The sequence below is a fragment of the Ochrovirga pacifica genome (genome assembly GCF_000220525.1).
Lineage (GTDB): Bacteria > Bacteroidota > Bacteroidia > Flavobacteriales > Flavobacteriaceae > Ochrovirga > Ochrovirga pacifica.
In genome coordinates, this window is the sequence record NZ_AFPK01000024.1 from 25,770 (window position 1) to 46,245 (window position 20,476).

General features: G+C 35.6%; 13 protein-coding genes. 6 read left to right on the forward strand and 7 right to left on the reverse strand.

The window, feature by feature from the left end; all coding sequences use genetic code 11:
• The first annotated feature begins 3 nt into the window (after positions 1–3).
• A complete protein-coding gene (locus tag FS85_RS0103380) occupies positions 4–1,683 on the forward strand; it encodes a PKD domain-containing protein (protein ID WP_010134626.1) in 1,680 nt (559 codons plus the stop codon).
• 264 nt (positions 1,684–1,947) lie between these two features.
• Here FS85_RS0103380 and FS85_RS0103385 read toward each other — a convergent pair whose 3' ends face one another.
• From FS85_RS0103385 to FS85_RS0103415, 7 genes are all read right to left on the reverse strand, one after another.
• The gene (locus tag FS85_RS0103385; protein ID WP_010134628.1) at positions 1,948–3,564 is read right to left on the reverse strand and encodes a sulfatase; all 1,617 of its coding nucleotides are present in this window, start codon (positions 3,562–3,564) and stop codon (positions 1,948–1,950) included.
• A 193-nt stretch (positions 3,565–3,757) separates the two neighbouring features.
• Complete coding sequence (locus FS85_RS0103390) at positions 3,758–4,072, reverse strand: DUF4286 family protein (protein WP_029489241.1); 315 nt, start codon at positions 4,070–4,072, stop codon at positions 3,758–3,760.
• A gap of 116 nt (positions 4,073–4,188) precedes the next feature.
• The gene (locus tag FS85_RS0103395) at positions 4,189–4,959 is read right to left on the reverse strand and encodes an enoyl-CoA hydratase/isomerase family protein (RefSeq protein WP_010134630.1); all 771 of its coding nucleotides are present in this window, start codon (positions 4,957–4,959) and stop codon (positions 4,189–4,191) included.
• Positions 4,950–6,422: a sensor histidine kinase gene (locus FS85_RS0103400; RefSeq protein WP_010134631.1), complete on the reverse strand. Its 1,473-nt coding sequence runs from the start codon at positions 6,420–6,422 to the stop codon at positions 4,950–4,952. Before FS85_RS0103400 ends, FS85_RS0103395 begins: the two co-directional genes overlap by 10 nt.
• A gap of 108 nt (positions 6,423–6,530) precedes the next feature.
• Positions 6,531–9,458: a leucine--tRNA ligase gene (locus FS85_RS0103405; RefSeq protein ID WP_010134632.1), complete on the reverse strand. Its 2,928-nt coding sequence runs from the start codon at positions 9,456–9,458 to the stop codon at positions 6,531–6,533.
• A 139-nt stretch (positions 9,459–9,597) separates the two neighbouring features.
• Positions 9,598–10,401, reverse strand: a complete 804-nt coding sequence (locus FS85_RS0103410; RefSeq protein ID WP_010134633.1) for a T9SS type A sorting domain-containing protein — start codon at positions 10,399–10,401, stop codon at positions 9,598–9,600.
• A 142-nt stretch (positions 10,402–10,543) separates the two neighbouring features.
• Complete coding sequence (locus FS85_RS0103415; protein WP_010134634.1) at positions 10,544–11,065, reverse strand: DUF2911 domain-containing protein; 522 nt, start codon at positions 11,063–11,065, stop codon at positions 10,544–10,546.
• Positions 11,066–11,207: 142 nt separating this feature from the next.
• Here FS85_RS0103415 and lepA point away from each other — a divergent pair, with 142 nt between their 5' ends.
• From lepA to FS85_RS0103440, 5 genes are all read left to right on the forward strand, one after another.
• On the forward strand, positions 11,208–13,004 hold the full coding sequence (gene lepA, locus FS85_RS0103420) for a translation elongation factor 4 (RefSeq protein WP_010134635.1): 1,797 nt from the start codon (positions 11,208–11,210) through the stop codon (positions 13,002–13,004).
• A gap of 142 nt (positions 13,005–13,146) precedes the next feature.
• On the forward strand, positions 13,147–14,565 hold the full coding sequence (locus FS85_RS0103425) for a glycogen synthase (RefSeq protein ID WP_010134636.1): 1,419 nt from the start codon (positions 13,147–13,149) through the stop codon (positions 14,563–14,565).
• An 8-nt stretch (positions 14,566–14,573) separates the two neighbouring features.
• A complete protein-coding gene (locus FS85_RS0103430; protein WP_010134638.1) occupies positions 14,574–15,845 on the forward strand; it encodes a glucose-1-phosphate adenylyltransferase in 1,272 nt (423 codons plus the stop codon).
• Positions 15,846–15,925: 80 nt separating this feature from the next.
• Entirely contained in the window at positions 15,926–17,836 is a 1,911-nt protein-coding gene (gene glgB / locus FS85_RS0103435; protein WP_010134639.1) for a 1,4-alpha-glucan branching protein GlgB, read from the forward strand.
• Positions 17,837–18,042: 206 nt separating this feature from the next.
• Positions 18,043–20,439: a glycoside hydrolase family 31 protein gene (locus tag FS85_RS0103440; RefSeq protein ID WP_010134640.1), complete on the forward strand. Its 2,397-nt coding sequence runs from the start codon at positions 18,043–18,045 to the stop codon at positions 20,437–20,439.
• The last annotated feature ends 37 nt before the right edge of the window (positions 20,440–20,476 follow it).

Sequence of the window (20,476 nt, forward strand, 5' to 3'; positions counted from 1 at the left end):
ATCATGAAAAAAATATTTCTTTTATTTCTATGCATTTTCTCGCTTATTAGCTGTGAAGATGACACAGATTTCTCTACTGAACACACTTCCTTTTTATGGTACACCAGCAATGGTTTTGAAGAAGCAGATTACACCATAGGAATTGAGGATTACATTACACTTTTAGATTTATCAAAAAACACCAAAACCCATTTATTTTCCATACCCAAAACTGCAAAGTTCATAGAAGGAGACTTAAACAGAGGGATTACAGATTACACACCATACCTTGTAGATACTGATGAAAATACTAGTACACAAACTAAAATTAATGTAATTTTTACAGAACCAGGATTGCAAACCATCAGCCTAAAAAATACCTACAGTAAGCAAACAGAAGGAGCTACTCTTGTAGAAAATGCTTGGATTGCCGAACAAAACTTTACCGTAGATGTTTTTGATAGATTGAATCCCAAAGGAAGTGTGTCTAAATACAATTACACAGACCCAGACAATCCAATCTTAGAAACCGTCCTTACTTTTGATGAAAACACAACCTCATTAATAGAAGAAAAAGACACATGGGCAACCACCACCATCGAAGCAGGAGAAGAACTTGTATTTACAGATGCATCAACCACAGGAAGACCAACGTCAAGAACCTGGTATGCCAAAGGTGGTAAACCCGAAACCTCATCAAAAGAAGAAGCTAGTATACGCTACAACAAACCAGGAACATACACAACTTCTATAGAAAGTAAAAGAAGTGGTTCGGAGGTGCCAGCGTATACCACAGAAAAATTAATTCCATTGGTTATACAAGTTATCCCATCAACCAAACCTTTTGTGCAGAGTGGTACAGTTACATTAGAGAACAATATCATTCGTTTTGGAGTTACAGGAGAAGTTGAATCTGCAATTGCTCAAGCCTCTAAATTTACTGTACATGTAACCAACGTGGCTGCTAATTTTGATGCCAATATTCCCATATCTACAGTACAAATTAGTCCTGATGACCCATCTATAATTCAGCTAGAATTGGCAGAGACAGTGTACAATACAGATACCATTGAACTCTCTTTTACAGATGGAAATATTGTTTCTGTAGACAGTAGAACGTTAGAGAATTTTGGTCCCTTAACCGTTGTTAACGCACCTGGAACAAATGTATTTGTAAATGATGTAGCTGGTTTTGAGAACGAAAACTCTAACTGGAAGAAGGGGTATTGTCAAAACTATTTTATTGGCAATGGAAATGGTACAGCAGAAGCCCCTATATTTAGCAGAACCAGTGAACAAGTTTATCAGGGAGAAGCTAGTATGAAGTTTTCTATGGATGGAATTAAAAACATAAGTTTTATTGGTCTAGATCTAAGCAAACCTAATGGAATTGAGGCAGGTACTTATTTAATTTCTTACTGGGTTTATATTGTAGACCACGGGAACGACGAAATAAACAACCTCAAAACATTTAGAACTCAAATAAAATCAGGATCAAACTTAGTTCAAGAAGAAATTTGGTCTTTAGAAGGTCTTGAAAAAAACAAATGGGTAAAAATTGAAAAAACAATTACTGTAGCAGATATTGCTTCGGGAACCAAAATAGATATTAGATTTCAGACAGCAGACAATCCAGACGTTAGCGGTTTGCAAACCATTTATTTTGACAGTTATTCTTGGATAAAGCAACAACCAAGGCCTTAAATTTTACAGTTTATCTAAAAAAACAGAGCTTTTAAAGCTCTGTTTTTTTTACCTCTTTATGAAACATTTGTTTGTGATACAAGCTGCTTACATTCCTTAAAAAACTTAAAATCACCAAGCAACTAAATACTTTTGTTTGTATTCTTTTTAGATAGGAAAGTACATTGTAATTTTATCATTTATGTAGAACAGCAACTAAAGTCGTTGCACAAAAAAAGTCAACCGAACTTACGATTGACTTTTTAGTTTTCTATTTGATTTTACTTACTTTCCTTGCCATCCTGCTTTTTTTAGTTGTTGGATTAGTTTGGCTACAATTACTGGATTGTTTTCTGCAATGTTTTCTGTTTCATTTACATCAGTTTTATGATCGTACAATTCAACAAATAGGGGCTGATCTTCGGGTTTTCTTCTATCTTTCCAAACTACAATTCGGTATCTGTCGGTACGCATGGCATATCCCATTACAAAATCTTCAAAAGTCTTACGATTCCACTTATCTCCCATTTGTAGTGCAATCCTTTTTTCAATTTTATCTATCAACGGTTCAAAAAAGGTTTTTCTAAAAGGAGGTGTAAAAGGAATGGCTGCCCACTCTCTTAAAGCTGGTGACGGAAACAAGCTATAAGCAGCTTCTTTCCATTTTTTATTTGGCTTTTTTAACAATGGAACTAAAGATGTCCCTTCCAAATGATTGGGCTTTTCTAAGCCCGCTAAGTCACACAAAGTTGGAAAAACATCTACCAACTCTACCAAAGCATCCGACGTTTGCCCTTTAACTTTTTTTGAAAATTCAGGAGCAGAAATAATAAAAGGGACTCTGGTAGCTACCTCGTAGTTATTTGCCTTTCCCCAATATCCCATTTCTCCTAGATTAAATCCGTGATCGGACCAAAAAACAATAATGGTATTTTCGTACTGACCTGTTTCTTTTAACGCAGCAATCATTCGCCCTAACTGTGCATCTATATAGCTAATACAAGCGTAGTAACCATGACGTAATTTGCGTTGTAACTCGGGAGAAAACGCACCTGTTTTAGGCACATCAGGAGCTACTCTTACTTCTAAAGATTCCGACAAACCCATGGCTGCTCCATTTTTTGGTCGCTCTGTATTAGTCGCCAAAGGTATGCTTTCTCTGTCGTATAAATCCCAGTATTTTTTGGGAGCAATAAAATCTAAATGAGGTTTTTTAAAGCCTAAGCCCAAAAACCAAGGTTTTTCTTCTTGTACCAGTTCTTTTAAAGCACCAATAGCCAAAGATGTATTGTATCCATCTTCGTAAGTATCGTCTGGAACGTCTGCACATTCGGTTACTGGCCCTTTATCTAGCCAATTTTCTCGAATTGTTTTCTCTCCATATTTTTCCTCCAATTCCATTTTGTTCTTTAGCCACATCAACTGACTTTCGGCCAAAGCGTAACCTCCCATAGTTTTTAGACTTTTTTTATCTCTTGGAACTTTGTTTATTTTTTTACTCCAAGACAGTTCTTTATCATTGTATTTTCCATGAAACACTTTTCCTGTATATGCAGTTTCGTACCCATTCTCTCTAAAGTGTTGAGGAATGGTTTTTATACTAGGCACGTTGGCTCTAAAATCTTGAAACAAATCTGTTACGTTGATACTTTCGGGCCTAGCACCTGTCATGATACTTGCTCTAGATGGCCCACAGATTGCTTGCTGACAGTAAGCTCTACGGAACACAATCCCTTCTTTGGCTAGCCGATCAATATTTGGAGATTTTACAATATCAGAACCGTAACAACCCAATTCTGTTTTTAGGTCATCTACAGCAATGAAGAGTACATTTGGTTTTTTCTTTTGGGCTTGGAATGCAATAGAAACACAGGTCAAAGCCAAACAAATTATTTTTTTCATTTTTAATTGTTTAATTATCTTTCCAGAAAGGAAATTAGCATCAGAACAAATTAAAAAGAATTTAAGATTTTATCGTTGACTTAAATCCACCAAAATAAGCACTATTTTCTTATATTTAAAGATATTTATAAAATAAACAGTCTTTTTTTGCCAATTTTATCAGAAGAAAGAGAGAATCAGAAAAAAACAACAATTAATAAAAGTCTCCTAAAACTTCTAATTCCGTTTGAAAAGAAACGTACTTTCCTTTGAATTGTTCATCTAACGTTATGTTCAATCCTGCTGCATAAGTAACGTAGTAGTCTTTAAACGTTTCTTTATCGCTTACTGCGTATTGAACAGAAAAGGTCTTCCCTCCCATTTCTTCTTGCACCATAACTCTGGTAAGTTTAGCCCCTGTAAAGCAACCTGTTGCAATCATGGCTGGTATATGTATATTTTTCATATAGGCTAGCCAATCTTTTTCTATTTCCAATTCAATATTTGTAGTAACGTTGTAAATGTACATCTTCTTAAAATTAAACGATTTAGAAGTTAAGTGATTGTTTTGATGCAAAACAATCACTTAACCACTTTTTCTTTTTTATTAAAGATGCAAAACTACTAATATCTAAAAATTAGTCACTAAAAATTAGGTTTTCTTTTTTCTAAAAAAGCGGAAACTCCTTCTTTAAACTCTTCCGTTCCAAAACACTGCCCAAAAAGCTCTATTTCATTTTGAAGTCCAATATTTCCGTACACTGCATTGATGGCTTTGATGCTTTTTTTAAGTGCACATGGTGAGTTTTTTATCATTCGGGCAGCAATGGCTTCTGCTTTGGTAATCAGTTCTTCTTGGGTAGCTACAACATAGTTTACCAAACCAATTTGATAGGCTTCAGCAGCCGAAATCATATCTCCAGTTAAAATCATTTCAAAAGCCTTTCCTTTTCCCACCAATTGGGTTAACCTTTGTGTTCCTCCATATCCTGGAATCAAACCTAAAGAAACTTCGGGTTGCCCAACTTTTGCATTGGCTGTGGCAATACGAACATGGGCTGCCATGGCTAATTCTAGCCCTCCTCCTAAAGCAAATCCATTGATGGCTGCTATTACTGGCTTCGAAAATTTTGCGATTTTTGTGAATAACAAGTCGTGTCCAAACTGAGCCAACTCTTCTCCTTCTTTTTTAGAAAAATCTGTAAACTCTTTAATATCTGCACCTGCAACAAAAGCTTTTTCTCCAGCTCCTGTAAGAATCAGAACGCGAATACTTTTGTCTTCTTGGCAGTGGCACAACACCTTGTTTAATTCTAAAATAGTTTGTTTGTTTAATGCATTTAATTGCTTTTCTCTGTTGATGGTAATGTAGTAAATAGCTCCTTTTTGTTCACAGGTTAAGTTTGTTAATTCCATTGTGGATGATCGTTTTTGGGTAGTTTAATGATAAATTCTGTTCCTAATCCAATAACAGAGTTAAAACTTACGCTTCCGTTGTAGGTTTCTATAATATTCCTAACCATAGGCAACCCCAGCCCCATTCCGCTACTTTTGGTGGTAAATTTTGGTTCAAAAATCAAGTCTCTATCTTCTTCAGGAATTCCTTTACCGTTATCTTTTACTCTAATTTCAACCTCATTTTCTTTTTCCTCTAAGATGATTTCAACTTTGGGTTCTGTATTAGATTCTGTTGCTTGTATTGAGTTTTTTACTAGGTTGTTTAACACCCTAATGATTTGATTTTTATCTAAGTTAAGATAAATTTCCTCTTTATTACAATGAAAAGTAATATCATTTGAATCAAAAATATCCATAGCCGATTTTAGCACGCTGTTCAACTCTACTCGTTCTACATTTTTCTTAGGCATTCGGGCAAAATCAGAAAAAGACGTGGCAATGGACGACATAACATCTATTTGTTGTGTAAGCATTTGTGCATAGTCTTTTACTTTTTCTTTAATTCCTTCCTCATTAGGATCAAAAGTACGTTCAAAATTCTGCACAGTTAGCTTCATGGGAGTTAGCGGATTTTTAATTTCATGCGCTACTTGTTTTGCCATTTCTCTCCACGCTTGCTCTCTTTCGCTTCTTGCTAACTTTTCAGCACTTTTCTCCAATTCATCAATCATTCTATTGTAGGCAGCTACAATATTTGCTATTTCTGATGTTGTTCCTTCTACTTCAATCTTCTCATTCTTTTTAAGCAGTTGCGTTTTCTGGATTTTATCTGAAATATTCTGTAACGATCTTGTGATATAACTCGACAAAAAATAGGCTATCGATACAGCCAAAAACAACATCATTCCATACACTAAAAACAGGCGATTTAAAAAACTAGACAGCTGTTCTTCTTCCTGAGTATTGTCTTGTACGTATTCCACTTTTAGTATTCCGACCTTGTTCAGGTTTCGATCTCGAATGTAAGAATAAGCGTACTGAGAAATTTTTCCTCCTTCTAAAGGTTTAGATTCTTTGTACTCTTCCTTTTTTTTAAGTTCTTTTAAGACTTTGGTAGAGATACGTTCTTTAAATATTCGGAACCAAGGCTCGTAAGAGTTTAATTGCAATTGTCCGTTAAGATCGTAAATGCTCATTTTCATTTTATGAACTGTTGCAATTTCATAAATACGCTCTCTAAAAATAAAACCTAAAAACTGTTGTGCTGCTGGGTAAATGGTATTCTCCAACTCGTAATTCACGTTTTTTTGAGCGGCTCTTTCTTTGCGTTCAAAACGAGAATCGTAATACTCTTTGGTTTGTTTTTTATATTGTTTTACAGTAACTACCGCAATCAATACCGATGCCAACCCTACTAGTAGCAACATGGCAACAAATATGCGAGTACGTAATGAAACTTTTTTCATGGTATATGCTTTCATCCTATTGGAGTTTTTTTGTAGCAAAAGCCAAGCCAATTTAATCATTCAGTTCTGAGGAAACAAAAAAGACGATGCCCTCGCATCGTCTTTTAAAGTTTAAGTGAATTCTTAGCCCACTATATTGATAATTTTTCCTGGCACAACAATTACTTTTTTAGGTGTTCTACCCTGCAATTGTGCTTGTGTTTTTTCGTGTGCCATTACTGTTTTTTCTATTTCTTCTTTAGACAAATCTAAAGGCAGCTCTAGTTTAAATCTCATTTTACCATTAAAAGAAATTGGGTATTCTTTTGAGTTCTCCACCAAGTGACTTGCGTCGAACGTTGGAAATGGCGCAAAAGCAATAGAATTTGTATTTCCTAATCGCTCCCACAATTCCTCGGTAATGTGTGGTGCATAGGGAGAAATTAACACCAATAAAGGCTCTAATATTTCTTTTTTATTACATTTTAATGATGACAATTCGTTTACAGCAATCATAAAGGTACTTACGGATGTATTGAAAGAGAAATTCTCGATATCTTCTTCTACTTTTTTAATGGTTTTGTGTAAAACTTTTAATTCATCTTTAGTTGGTGCTCCTTCTACTGCTTTAAAGTCATTGGCATTGGCATACAAACGCCATAGTTTTTTTAAGAAAGAATGTGATCCCGAAATCCCTGCTGTATTCCAAGGCTTAGATTGCTCTAAAGGCCCTAAGAACATTTCGAACAAACGTAAACTATCTGCTCCGTATTGCTCACAAATTGCATCTGGATTGACTACGTTGAACTTCGATTTGGACATTTTTTCTACTTCTCTAGTAGTTATATATTTATCATTTTCTAGTAAATAACTAAACTCTAAAACTCCAGAAAACAAATCAGAATATTTTGAATCTGATTCAAACTCTTTAATATTTAATTCATCTGATGAATTAACATAAACAACATCAACATGTCTTTTAAAATCTTCTATTGTATATTCTAAATCCGAATCTTTTATAAAATTATCCTGAACATATTTTTCTAAATCTGTATTCTTGGAATAAAAAACCATAATAGGTCTTTTAGTATCAATCGCTATATTTCCTGTAGATGGACTAGTAAAGTGAATTATCGCATAGTGTACAAAAGCACTCGTTCCAGTAATCATTCCTTGGTTAATCAACTTTTTTGCAAATTCATCTACAGGAACATAATTTAAATCGTACAAGAATTTTTGCCAAAAACGTGCATACAATAAATGTCCTGTTGCGTGTTCCGATCCTCCCAAATACAAATCTACTTCTTTCCAATAGTCCAAAGCCTCTTTACTTGCAAACTCATTTTCATTGTTCGCATCCATATAGCGGTTAAAGTACCATGAAGAACCTGCCCAACCTGGCATGGTATTCAATTCTAACGGAAAGACGGCTTCATTATCAATCAACTCATTACTTACTACTTTGTTCTCTGTACTACTCCAAGCCCAAACCTCAGCATTTCCTAAAGGTGGTTGTCCGTCTTCGGTTGGCAAATACTTTTCTACCTCTGGCAACACAACTGGCAAATGCTCTTTGGCAATCATTTGTGGCATACCATCTACATAATACACTGGGAAAGGTTCTCCCCAATAACGCTGACGACTAAATACAGCATCACGCAAACGATAGTTGATTTTTCCTTGTCCAAATCCAGCTTTTTCTAGTTCGTATATAGCCAACTTGGTTGCTTTCTTAACATTCAACCCAGATAAGAAATCTGAATTGGCAATTTTAGCAGTTTTGTCTTCACAGGCTTTTTCAGAAATATCTACACCTTCAAAAATATTTTTGATTGGAATGTTAAAATGTTTGGCAAAATCGTAATCCCGTTGATCTCCACACGGAACCGCCATAACTGCTCCTGTTCCATAACTTGCCAACACGTAGTCTCCCAACCAAATAGGAATATTTTCTCCAGTAAATGGGTGAACAGCATACGCTCCTGTAAACACTCCCGAAATGGTTTTTACATCGGCCATACGTTCTCTTTCCGAACGTTTCGCTGTTGCTTCTATATATGCTTCAACTGCCTCTTTTTGTTCATGAGTTACAATTTGTGATACCAACTCATGTTCTGGTGCCAAGGTCATAAACGTTACTCCAAAAATGGTATCAGGACGAGTGGTAAATACTTCTATTTTCTCATCACTTCCTTCAATCTTAAAATGTACAGAAGCTCCTTGAGAACGACCAATCCAATTGGTTTGTGCATCTTTTAAAGGTTGTGGCCAATCAATCGTGTTTAATCCATCTAACAAACGTTGAGCATAGGCAGAAATTCGCATAGACCACTGCATCATTTTTTTACGAACCACAGGATGTCCTCCACGTTCAGACAAACCATTGATGATTTCATCATTTGCCAAAACAGTTCCCAATGCAGGACACCAGTTTACTTCGGTTTCAGACAAGTAAGTCAATCTATATTTTGCCAGTACTTGCTCTTTTTCTTTTGTAGAAAAAGCATTCCATTCTTGAGCTGTAAAGTTAACCACATCTTCATCACAAGCCGCATTTACCGTTTGGGTTCCATCAGCTTCAAACAACGCAATTAGGGTTTCAATTTTTTCTGCTTTATCGGTAGTTTTATTGTACCAAGCATTAAACAGCTCAGTAAAAATCCATTGTGTATGTTTGTAATATTCTGGTGTGGAAGTTCTAATTTCACGAGACCAATCAAAAGAAAAACCAATTTTATCCAACTGTTTTCTGTAGGTATTGATATTGGTTTCTGTAGTAATAGCAGGATGCTGTCCCGTTTGAATGGCATATTGTTCTGCAGGCAAACCAAAAGAATCGTATCCTTGGGGGTGCAATACATTAAAGCCCTTATGGCGTTTGTATCGTGCAAAAATATCTGAAGCAATGTACCCTAATGGATGGCCCACATGCAATCCTGCTCCTGACGGATAAGGAAACATGTCCAACACATAAAACTTAGGTTTGTCTGAATTGTTTTCAGCTTTAAACGTTTGATTGTCTGCCCACTTTTTTTGCCATTTGGCTTCGATCTCATTAAAGTTGTACTCCATGCTATTTTCTTAGAATTTGAGTGGCAAATTTAGTAGTTTTGTTTGACTGTGAATAAGATTTTTTAAAGAAGCTTCTTTCTCACAAACAAAAAAAGCAGCCCTTTTAGGACTGCCTTTCTTGTTTGATTGTTGGCTAGACTTATTTTACAACCACTTTTGCAGTTCCAACTTCGGTTACTAGAATGTACACACCCGAAGCCAAGCTAGAAACGTTAATGCTTCCTGTTGCTTGTTGTTCTATTACCGTTTGCCCAACTGTATTTATCAATCGGTAAGTTTGTGCTCCTTGTACGTTTACGGTTAACACATCACTAACAGGATTTGGATAGAGCGATGATGCAATACTTGCCTGATTTGACTTGAAAGAAAGTGTTGCTGCACCTGCTAATAAATTTGCTTCAGTTTCTACTGTTGCACCAGAATTAAACACCATTCCAGCAACTTCAATATTTCCTGAAACCTCTTTTACTGGTGAAAAGAATATTTGTCCAAATACACGAAAATTAGGAGCGTATTCTGTCACTTCATCTGGAGTGTTATTAATAGTAAACCTTGTTGCTACAATAGTGTAACTAGCTGTTCCGTCTCCATTATCTACATAATTTAAAATTCTAGAGCTTGATCCGTCATTAATAGTGTAAGAATGCAAACCTAAACATGTACCAATGTTACCAGCTCCATTCCCAGTACCTGTTTGCCCTGTGGCTTGAGGGTTTCTTGTGTTTAAAGTGGCAACTGGCATAATAGGTGAATACAACAGCGAGCCTGTAGGCATATTATTTACTTGAAATATACAAGCACTTTGCCCCGTTGAAGGTCCGTATGTAGTTCCTGAGACAAGCCCAAACTCTGTTGGATAAGCAAGTAGCTGAACAGATACTTGTGCATAGGTTAATAATGTACCCGCAAATAAAGCGGCCGAAAAAAGTAATTTTTTAATCATAATCTAAGTTTTTAAGTTAACAACTCTAAGATATTAAAAAACTCGTTGAATTCAAAAAACACAAAAAAACACATGTTTTTTTCATTAAAACAAAAAAAGCAGCAAGAAAATGCTGCTTTTGTATCAAAATACGGCTTTAAAATTATTTACTCATCGGAAGCTTTACCAAGGTAGTTCCCCAAGCCATATATAGATTCATATCATCATCAAAAGCCATAGAAAAAGCTTCTACATTTTCTTCATTTTTAGAGGCAACTGCTTCAACTCTTAACACATCGTGTTCTTGATTGTAAGAATAAGCTCCCCAAACATTAGTGTCTTTGTTTAAGATTACCGTCCAGCTTGTTGATCCAGGAATAGTAAACAAAGAATACGTACCTGGCTGTACCTTTGTTCCTGCAACCTTTACTTCTTTAAAAAAGGTAATTTCTGTAGCTTCGTTTGCTCCTGTTCTCCATACACTTCCAGGTTTTGCTAAACTTTCTACCGATCTTCCTTTTAACTGAGGTCTACTGTAGACCACTTTTACAATTTTGTCAGCATTTTTATAACTAACAGGATAAGCTACTGCATCTAATGGACTTTTGTCTAACCCTCTAAATTTCTGAGCATTTACTGTGCAAATTGCCATTACAAACACCCATAAAAGAACTACTTTTTTCATGATTTAATTATGATTTACAGATTATAAATTTCTGTTGCTAATATACTGAAGGCCTTACACAAAATAACTAATTAATTTCAATGAATTAAAATACAAGAGAATACTCTATCTTTGTATGTTGAACAAGCTAGTATTTAGATAGATGAAGAACATCAGAAACTTTTGCATTATTGCACATATAGATCACGGTAAAAGTACCTTGGCAGACCGATTGCTAAGTTTTACAGGAGCCGTTACCCAAAGAGAAGAACAAGCTCAGTTATTAGATGATATGGATTTGGAAAGAGAACGTGGAATTACCATTAAGTCTCATGCCATACAAATGGAATACAAATACGAAGGAGAAGAGTATGTTTTGAACTTGATTGACACTCCAGGACACGTAGATTTTTCTTACGAAGTTTCTCGTTCTATAGCAGCTTGCGAAGGAGCATTGCTTATTGTAGATGCTGCCCAAAGCATCCAGGCACAAACTATTTCTAACCTATATTTGGCCTTGGAAAACGATTTGGAAATTATTCCCGTACTTAACAAAGTTGACTTGCCAAGTGCCAACCCAGAAGAGGTAACTGATGATATTGTAGACTTATTAGGGTGTGATCCTGAAGATGTAATTCATGCCAGTGGAAAAACAGGTTTTGGAGTTGACAACATATTAAAAGCTGTAATTGATAGAATTCCTGCTCCAACAGGAAACCCAGAAGCACCGCTTAAAGCCTTAATTTTCGACTCAGTTTACAATTCGTACAGAGGAGTAGAAACCTACTTCCGTGTGATTGACGGAGAAATGAAAAAAGGACAAAAAATTAAATTTATGGCTACAGGCAAAGATTATTTTGCCGATGAAGTAGGAACTTTAAAACTAAAACAAACACCAAAACAAACCATTAAATCGGGGGATGTTGGTTATTTAATTACTGGAATTAAAACAGCATCTGAAGTAAAGGTAGGAGATACTATTACTGACTTTGCCCGTCCAACCGAAGCCAAAATAGAAGGATTTGAAGACGTAAAACCGATGGTATATGCTGGTATTTATCCTGTAGACACTGAAGATTATGAAGAGCTTAGAGCATCTATGGAAAAACTACAATTAAACGATGCCTCATTGGTGTTTCAACCCGAAAGCTCTGCTGCATTAGGTTTTGGTTTCCGTTGTGGATTTTTAGGAATGTTACACATGGAAATTATACAAGAGCGATTAGAACGCGAGTTTAACATGACCGTTATCACCACAGTTCCAAACGTATCGTATCACGCTTACACCAAAAAAAATCCAGACGAAGTAATTTTGGTAAACAACCCAACCGATTTACCAGACCCATCAAGCATGGATCGTGTAGAAGAACCTTACATTAAAGCATCCATTATTACCAAGTCCGATTTTGTAGGTCAGGTAATGAGTTTGTGTATCGATAAAAGAGGAGAAATAGTAAACCAAACCTACTTAACTCCCGAACGTGTAGAGCTGATTTTTGACATGCCTTTGGCCGAAATTGTTTTTGATTTTTACGACCGATTAAAAACCGTATCTAAAGGATATGCTTCTTTTGACTACTATCCTATTGGGATGAGAGCTTCCAAATTGGTAAAAGTTGATGTATTATTAAACGGAAACTCTGTCGATGCTTTATCTGCCTTAATTCACGCAGACAATGCATATCACATCGGAAAAAAGATGTGTGAAAAATTAAAAGAATTGATACCACGTCAACAATTTGACATTCCAATACAAGCAGCCATTGGAGCTAAAATTATTTCTAGAGAAACCACCAAAGCCCTAAGAAAAGATGTAACCGCTAAATGTTACGGGGGAGATATTTCTAGAAAACGTAAGCTTTTGGAAAAACAGAAAAAAGGAAAAAAACGAATGCGACAAGTTGGAAATGTAGAAATTCCGCAAGAAGCATTTATGGCCGTTCTAAAGTTAAACGACTAAAAATCAAAGACCTCCCTATCGGAGGTCTTTTTTATTTAGATATTCTTAAAAATAAATATAAAAACCCCCAATTTATTGGATAATAAATATTTGTTAACAGTTTTTTTTATTAAGTTTAATGGCGTGAATCAAACTAATCAATATGAAAGTAATACATGTTAGTGCTGAATGTTATCCAGCAGCAAAAGTAGGCGGACTTGCTGATGTTGTAGGTGCACTACCGAAGTACCAAACCAACCTTAATTATGAAGCTGCCGTTGTAATGCCATACTACGAAAACAAGTTTGCAAAATCTAGTAAGTACATTACCGATTTTAAAACCACTGTACAACTAGGAGAAAACAGCTTTAAAGCGACCATCTTAAAAGTAAAAAACAGCGAAAAGGACTTAGGATATCCTCTTTATCAAGTAAAAATTGATGACTTATTAGATCGAAAAGAGGTATATGGATACGGGGATGACACAGAACGCTTTATTGCTTTTCAAAAAGTATTTTTAGATTGGGTATTGCAATTTGCTGTAAAACCTCAAGTTATTCACTGTCACGACCATCACACAGGATTGATTCCTTTTATGCTTACTCAATGTACAGCATACATTCCAATAAGAAGTATTCCCACTATATTTACCATACACAACGCACAATATCAAGGAGAATTTTCTTTTGAAAAAATACATTATTTGCCAGAATACGACCTGGAACAATCTGGAATGTTAGAGTGGGATTATGCCATTAACCCTATGGCAGCTGCCATTAAAGCATGTTGGCGTTTTACAACCGTATCTCCTAACTACATGACAGAACTGCCTTATGCTGCCACAGGATTGGACTGGTTGTTTGATACAGAAAGAGACAAGTCTGTAGGAATATTGAATGGTATTGATACCGAAGTTTGGAATCCTTCTTCGGACAAAATGATAGAAAAAAATTACACGGTTAAAACTGTTGAAACAGGAAAATTAGCCAACAAAAAAATATTGTGTGATAAATTTAATTTAGACATCAACAAACCTTTAGTTGCTTTTATTGGTAGATTGGTATACCAAAAAGGAGCAGACATTATGGCTGGTATTTTTGACAAAGCTTTGGATGCTAACGACATTAACGGTTTGGTGCTAGGATCTGGTGATTCGCATGCTGAATATTTATTAAACGAACTTAAAGAAAAATACCCCGGAAGATATAATACTTATATAGGTTATAGTGAAGAGTTATCTCACTTAATTTACGCAGGAGCTGATTTCTTAATCATGCCTTCTAGGTTTGAACCTTGTGGATTGAACCAGTTGTACGCATTAAGATACGGTACCATTCCTGTTGTAAGAACCACAGGGGGATTAAAAGATACTGTAAAAGACATTGGTGAAAAAGGTGGATTTGGAATCCGTCATGACCATGTTACAGTAGACAATGTAGCTTTGGCTATTACTCGTGCTAACAAACTTTATAACGACACCGAAGAATTTAAACGAATTAGAAAAGAAATCATGAATATTGATAATTCTTGGGAAAACTCAGCAAATGAATACATACAATTATATAATCAACTAGCACAATAAAAAAAATTATGAAAAAAAAGGTATTGGGAATCATTTTAGGAGGAGGTCAAGGATCTAGATTAAAACCTTTAACATCTTCAAGATCAAAACCTGCTGTTCCTATTGCAGGTAAATACAGATTGGTAGATATTCCCATTTCTAACTGTTTGCACTCTCAAATAGACAGAATTTTTGTTTTAACACAATTCAACTCTGCATCGTTAAACAAACACATAAAAAACACCTATACTTTTGGAAATTTTTCGGGTGCTTTTGTAGACATTGTTGCAGCAGAACAAACACCCGATAACTCTAACTGGTTTCAAGGAACTGCAGATGCAGTAAGGCAGTCTATGCCCCACTTCTTAGCTTACGAATGGGACTATGCACTAATTTTATCTGGTGATCAATTGTACCAAATGGATTTTAACCAAATGGTTAAAAATCATAAAAATTCAGGTGCAGAAATCTCTATTGCCACCTTGCCTGTTAATGCACATGATGCTACTGGTTTTGGAATTTTAAAAACCAACTCTGAGCAAGAAATAACTTCTTTTATAGAAAAACCAAAAGAAGAACAATTACCTGAGTGGTCTTCAGAAGTAACCGATGAAATGAAATCTCAGGGTAGAGAATATTTAGCTTCTATGGGAATTTATATCTTTAACAGAAAATTGCTAAAGGAGTTAATGGCCAATAAAGAAACCTTAGATTTTGGAGGAGAAATTATTCCACAAGCCATTACAACCCATAAAGTAGTAAGCTACCAGTACGAAGGATATTGGACAGACATTGGAACCATAGGATCTTTCTTTGAAGCGAACTTAGGATTAACAGACGATATCCCTAAGTTTGATTTGTTTGACAATGAAAAAAATGTACTTACAAGACCTAGAATTTTACCTCCAACCAAAATATCAGGAACCACACTAGAAAAAACATTAATTGCCGAAGGAGGAATGATTAATGCCAGTCGTATTGAAAGAACCATTATAGGTATTCGTGCAAGAATCGGAATTGGGACAACCTTATCAAACTGCTATGTAATGGGGAACGATTTGTATGAAGATGCTGCGGAAATTCAAGACAAACTTAAAAAAGGAACCCCTCTAAAAGGTATCGGAGAACGTTGTTATATTAACAACTGTATTATCGATAAAAATTCTTCTATAGGAAACGATGTAAAAATAAACGGAGGCCCTCATCTAGAAGATGTAGATACCGAATTGTACACGGTTAGAAACGGAATTGTTGTGATTAAAAACGGAGTGGTACTGCCAAGTGGCACAACCATTATTTAATTGCAAACCAAACAAATAAACACCCAAGTAGATTCTCTTCTTGGGTGTTTTTTATAAACTCTTTTAAGCTTAACTACCATATGAATCATGTAAGACCGTATAGTTTATTTACTGACTTTGATATCTACCTCTTTAAAAATGGAAAACATTTTAGACTTTACGAAAAATTTGGTGCACGCCCTCAAACCGTAGATGGTGTAGAGGGAATGTATTTTGCTGTTTGGGCTCCTACAGCCAACAGAGTTTCTGTTGTTGGAGATTTTAATTACTGGAATGACAGCGAGCACGTCTTAAACGTAAGATGGGATAGCTCAGGTATTTGGGAAGGATTTATTCCCAACGTAAAAACTGGAGAAGTTTACAAATACAAAATCCACTCTAACAACCATGGCATTGTAACAGAAAAATGCGATCCTTACGGTTACCACACAGAACATCCGCCTAAAACAGCTTCTGTAACCTATGATCTTGAAGGATACAAATGGCAAGATAAAGATTGGATGCAGTATAGAGAAGACAAAAACGGACTAGACAAGCCTTACTCTGTGTACGAAGTTCATTTTGAATCGTGGATGAAAAAAGTAGAAGAAAATAGATCGTTAAGCTACTGGGAAGCCTCACAAAGCTTAGTGCAGTATGTAAAGGAAATGAATTTTACTCATGTAGAATTTATGCCCATTATGGAATACCCTTTTGATCAATCTTGGGGGTATCAAATTACGGGTTACTTTGCTCCTAGTTGTCGTTTTGGCCATCCTAAAGAATTTATGGCACTGATTGATGAGTTTCATAAAAATGATATTGGGGTAATTCTAGACTGGGTTCCTTCGCATTTCCCTTCCGACAGCCATGGATTAGGAAATTTTGATGGTTCTCATCTTTACGAACACCCCGATAAAAGAAAAGGATACCACAAAGATTGGAAAAGCTTGATCTTTAACTACGGAAGAAATGAAGTCCGTTCTTTTTTAATTTCTAATGCATGTTTTTGGTTAGACAAATATCATATTGATGGTTTGCGTGTAGATGCAGTAGCCTCTATGCTTTACCTTGACTATTCTAGAAAAGATGGAGAATGGGAACCTAACCAATACGGAGGTAACGAAAATTTAGAAGCAATTTCTTTCTTAAAAGAATTTAACCAAGAAGTATACAATAGTTTTCCTGGAATACAAACTATTGCCGAAGAGTCTACAGCTTTTTCTGGAGTAACAAGAGCTGTAAAACACGGAGGCTTAGGTTTTGGAATGAAATGGATGATGGGATGGATGCACGATACTTTAGGTTATTTTAAAAAAGACCCTATTCATAGAAAATACCATCACAACGAAATCACCTTTAGCTTAGCTTACGCCTTTACCGAAAGATATATGCTGCCTTTATCGCATGATGAAGTTGTATACGGAAAAAAATCAATTATAGGACGAATGCCAGGAGATCATTGGCAAAAACTTGCCAATTTGCGTTTGCTTTACGGAAACATGTTCACCCATCCTGGAGGAAACCTATTGTTTATGGGAGCGGAATTTGGTCAAGAAAACGAATGGAGTTTTGCCAAAAGCTTAGACTGGCATTTGCTAGATTATCCCGAATACAAAGGGGTTCAGACATACGTAAAAGACTTAAACACTTTCTTAAAAAACGCTCCTGCCCTGTTTGAAAAAAGCTTTTCTCCTGAAGGGTTTGAATGGATTAATTACGAAGATGGAGAACACTCCGTACTAAGCTACATCAGAAAAGGTCACAACATAGAAAACGACCTTGTTGTGGTTTGCAACAACACCCCTGCAGTGCATGAAAATTATCTTATTGGTGTACACAGAAAAGGAAAATTGAAAGAAGTTTTTAATTCTGATGCCACAAAATACGGAGGTAGTGGAGTTCACAACAGCAAAGCCATTAAGATTGAAAAAGAAGGTTGGAATTGGAAATCTAATTCCGCAAAAATCACTTTACCGCCACTTGCAGTAGTTATCTTTAAAATAATCTAAAAATCACCATTGCAGTACAAGTTCTAACTCTCTTTTTCTATTAAGATTAAGAGAGTTTTTTTTATTCAAACATTAAAAAAAATAGAAAAAAATCAACCTTTTTTAAATATCCTTTATTTTTCTAAAAAAACACTTTTTAGAGAGGTGAATTTTATCAATTTTTGTTAATTTGGTTGCATTGCTATTATTCTAAACAACTTATAATTATGATTTTAAACGAAAAAATTGAACACAAAGGGAATTTGTTTCCTTCTAAAGTGGTTGATTTTACCAAAGATGTCGATACCTTACATTTTCATACCGAAAATGGAGTTATACTACAAATGACTATTCTAAGAGACAGTGTGTTTAGATTTCGTTTTGCTACCGAAGCAAAGTTTGAGAATGACTTTTCTTATGCCATCTCTAAAGAAGCAGTAAAAGGATACAATAAATTAGAAATTACCGAAGACCTAGAAAAATACATTATTACCACATCTAAACTGGTTTGTTACATTTCTAAAAACGATTTAAGAACACGTATATACGATGCCGTAGACCACACCCTAATCTCTGAAGACGAACTAGGTTTTCACTGGGAAGAAAGCTACGAGTTAGGTGGAAATATTGTAAAAATGACCAAAAACTCTCCACAAGGAGAAAGTTTTTATGGACTTGGAGACAAAGCCGACCACACGAACTTAAAAGGAAAACGCTTTCAAAATTGGGCAACAGATTCTTACGCTTTTGGCCGATATACCGACCCTATTTACAAAGCCATTCCTTTTTTTACAGGGATTCATAACCAAAAAGCATACGGAATTTTCTTTGATAACTCTTTCCGCTCTTATTTTGATTTTTGCTCTGAAAGAAGAAATGTTGCCAGCTTTTGGGCTGATGGAGGAGAGATGAACTATTACTTTTTTTACGGACCCAAAATGCAAGATGTTGTTGCTTCTTACACCAACTTAACAGGAGCACCAGAGCTACCTCCTTTATGGGCTTTAGGATACCATCAATGTAAATGGAGTTACTATCCGGAATCTAATGTAAAAGAAATCACTCAAAAATTTAGAGACTTACAAATTCCCTGTGATGCCATCTACTTAGACATTGATTATATGGAAGGCTTTAGATGCTTTACCTGGAGCAAAGACTATTTTCCAGACCCAAAACGAATGGTTAAAGAACTTTCGGAAGACGGTTACAAAACGGTAGTAATTATAGATCCAGGAATTAAAATAGATCACGAATACGAAATTTTTAAAGAAGGTCTAGAAAAAGACTATTTCTGTAAACGTGCTGATGGTCCATACATGAAAGGAAAGGTTTGGCCTGGTGAATGTTACTTTCCAGACTTTACCAGAGAAGAAGTTAGAGAATGGTGGGCTGGATTATTTAAAGAGCTTATAGAGGATATTGGTGTAAAAGGAGTTTGGAATGACATGAACGAACCTGCTGTAATGGACGTACCCGGAAAATCCTTTCCAGACGATGTAAGACACGATTATGACGGCAACCCTTGTTCACATAGAAAAGCACACAACATTTACGGAATGCAAATGGCCAAAGCCACCTACATGGGGCTAAAAAAATACAACTATCCTTTAAGACCTTTTGTAATTACAAGATCTGCTTATGCAGGAACGCAGCGTTACACCTCTACCTGGTTAGGAGACAATGTGGCCAATTGGGAGCACTTATGGATTGCTAATGTGCAAGCTCAAAGAATGGCAATGTCTGGCTTTTCTTTTGTAGGTTCTGATATTGGTGGATTTGCTCAACAACCTAACGGAGAATTGTATGCTCGTTGGATTCAGTTAGGAATATTTCATCCTTTTTGTAGAACACACTCATCAGGAGACCATGGAGATCAAGAGCCCTGGACATTTGGAGAAGAGATTACCAATGTGGTTCGTAAGTTTATAGAATTACGTTACCAATTATTGCCTTATATCTACACCGCTTTTTACAAATATATCCAAGAGGGAATTCCAATGATTAAATCTCTTGTCTTATACGATCAAGAAGACAACCAAACTCATTACAGAACAGATGAGTTTATCTCTGGTGAACATATTCTTGCCTGTCCAATAGGAGAACCTAATTCTAAAGGAAGAAGAGTATATATTCCTCGAGGAAAATGGTTTAACTTTTGGTCTCACGAGCCTGTAGACGGAGGAAAAGAAATGTGGGTAGATGCTGATTTAGACAGCATGCCTATTTTTGTTAAAGAAGGTGCTGTAATTCCAAAATACCCTATACAACAATACGTTGGAGAAAAGAAAATTGACAAATTGTATTTAGACATTTTCTTTAAAGAAGGTAAAGAGGTATCAGATGTTTACGAAGATGCAAACGATGGTTACGATTACACCAAAGGTAGATTTAGCTTAAGAAACTTTACTGTAAAAGGTAAATCTGACAGCCTAACCATTAAACAACACAAGTCTGGAGCTTTTGTTACAGAATACGATAGTTTTATCATCAATTTGATTGGACTTCCGTTTATTGTAGGCACCATTAGAATAGACAATGAAGATGTTAGCCTAGAAGAAACCATGATTGGCCTACGTGTCTTAGAAATCCCTAAAGATTTTACTCAGTTAGAAATTTTAGCTTAAGTACTTGCTATATTCCATAAAAAAAGCAAAATCCTTT

Excerpts from the sequence above, each read along its gene's own strand:
- glgB (WP_010134639.1), top strand. The coding sequence starts at position 15,926 with ATGAATCATGTAAGACCGTATAGTTTATTTACTGACTTTGATATCTAC.
- FS85_RS0103415 (WP_010134634.1), bottom strand. The coding sequence starts at position 11,065 with ATGAAAAAAGTAGTTCTTTTATGGGTGTTTGTAATGGCAATTTGCACA.
- FS85_RS0103430 (WP_010134638.1), top strand. The coding sequence starts at position 14,574 with ATGAAAAAAAAGGTATTGGGAATCATTTTAGGAGGAGGTCAAGGATCT.
- FS85_RS0103410 (WP_010134633.1), bottom strand. The coding sequence starts at position 10,401 with ATGATTAAAAAATTACTTTTTTCGGCCGCTTTATTTGCGGGTACATTA.
- lepA (WP_010134635.1), top strand. The coding sequence starts at position 11,208 with ATGAAGAACATCAGAAACTTTTGCATTATTGCACATATAGATCACGGT.
- FS85_RS0103385 (WP_010134628.1), bottom strand. The coding sequence starts at position 3,564 with ATGAAAAAAATAATTTGTTTGGCTTTGACCTGTGTTTCTATTGCATTC.
- FS85_RS0103440 (WP_010134640.1), top strand. The coding sequence starts at position 18,043 with ATGATTTTAAACGAAAAAATTGAACACAAAGGGAATTTGTTTCCTTCT.
- FS85_RS0103390 (WP_029489241.1), bottom strand. The coding sequence starts at position 4,072 with ATGTACATTTACAACGTTACTACAAATATTGAATTGGAAATAGAAAAA.
- FS85_RS0103380 (WP_010134626.1), top strand. The coding sequence starts at position 4 with ATGAAAAAAATATTTCTTTTATTTCTATGCATTTTCTCGCTTATTAGC.
- FS85_RS0103425 (WP_010134636.1), top strand. The coding sequence starts at position 13,147 with ATGAAAGTAATACATGTTAGTGCTGAATGTTATCCAGCAGCAAAAGTA.
- FS85_RS0103405 (WP_010134632.1), bottom strand. The coding sequence starts at position 9,458 with ATGGAGTACAACTTTAATGAGATCGAAGCCAAATGGCAAAAAAAGTGG.
- FS85_RS0103395 (WP_010134630.1), bottom strand. The coding sequence starts at position 4,959 with ATGGAATTAACAAACTTAACCTGTGAACAAAAAGGAGCTATTTACTAC.
- FS85_RS0103400 (WP_010134631.1), bottom strand. The coding sequence starts at position 6,422 with ATGAAAGCATATACCATGAAAAAAGTTTCATTACGTACTCGCATATTT.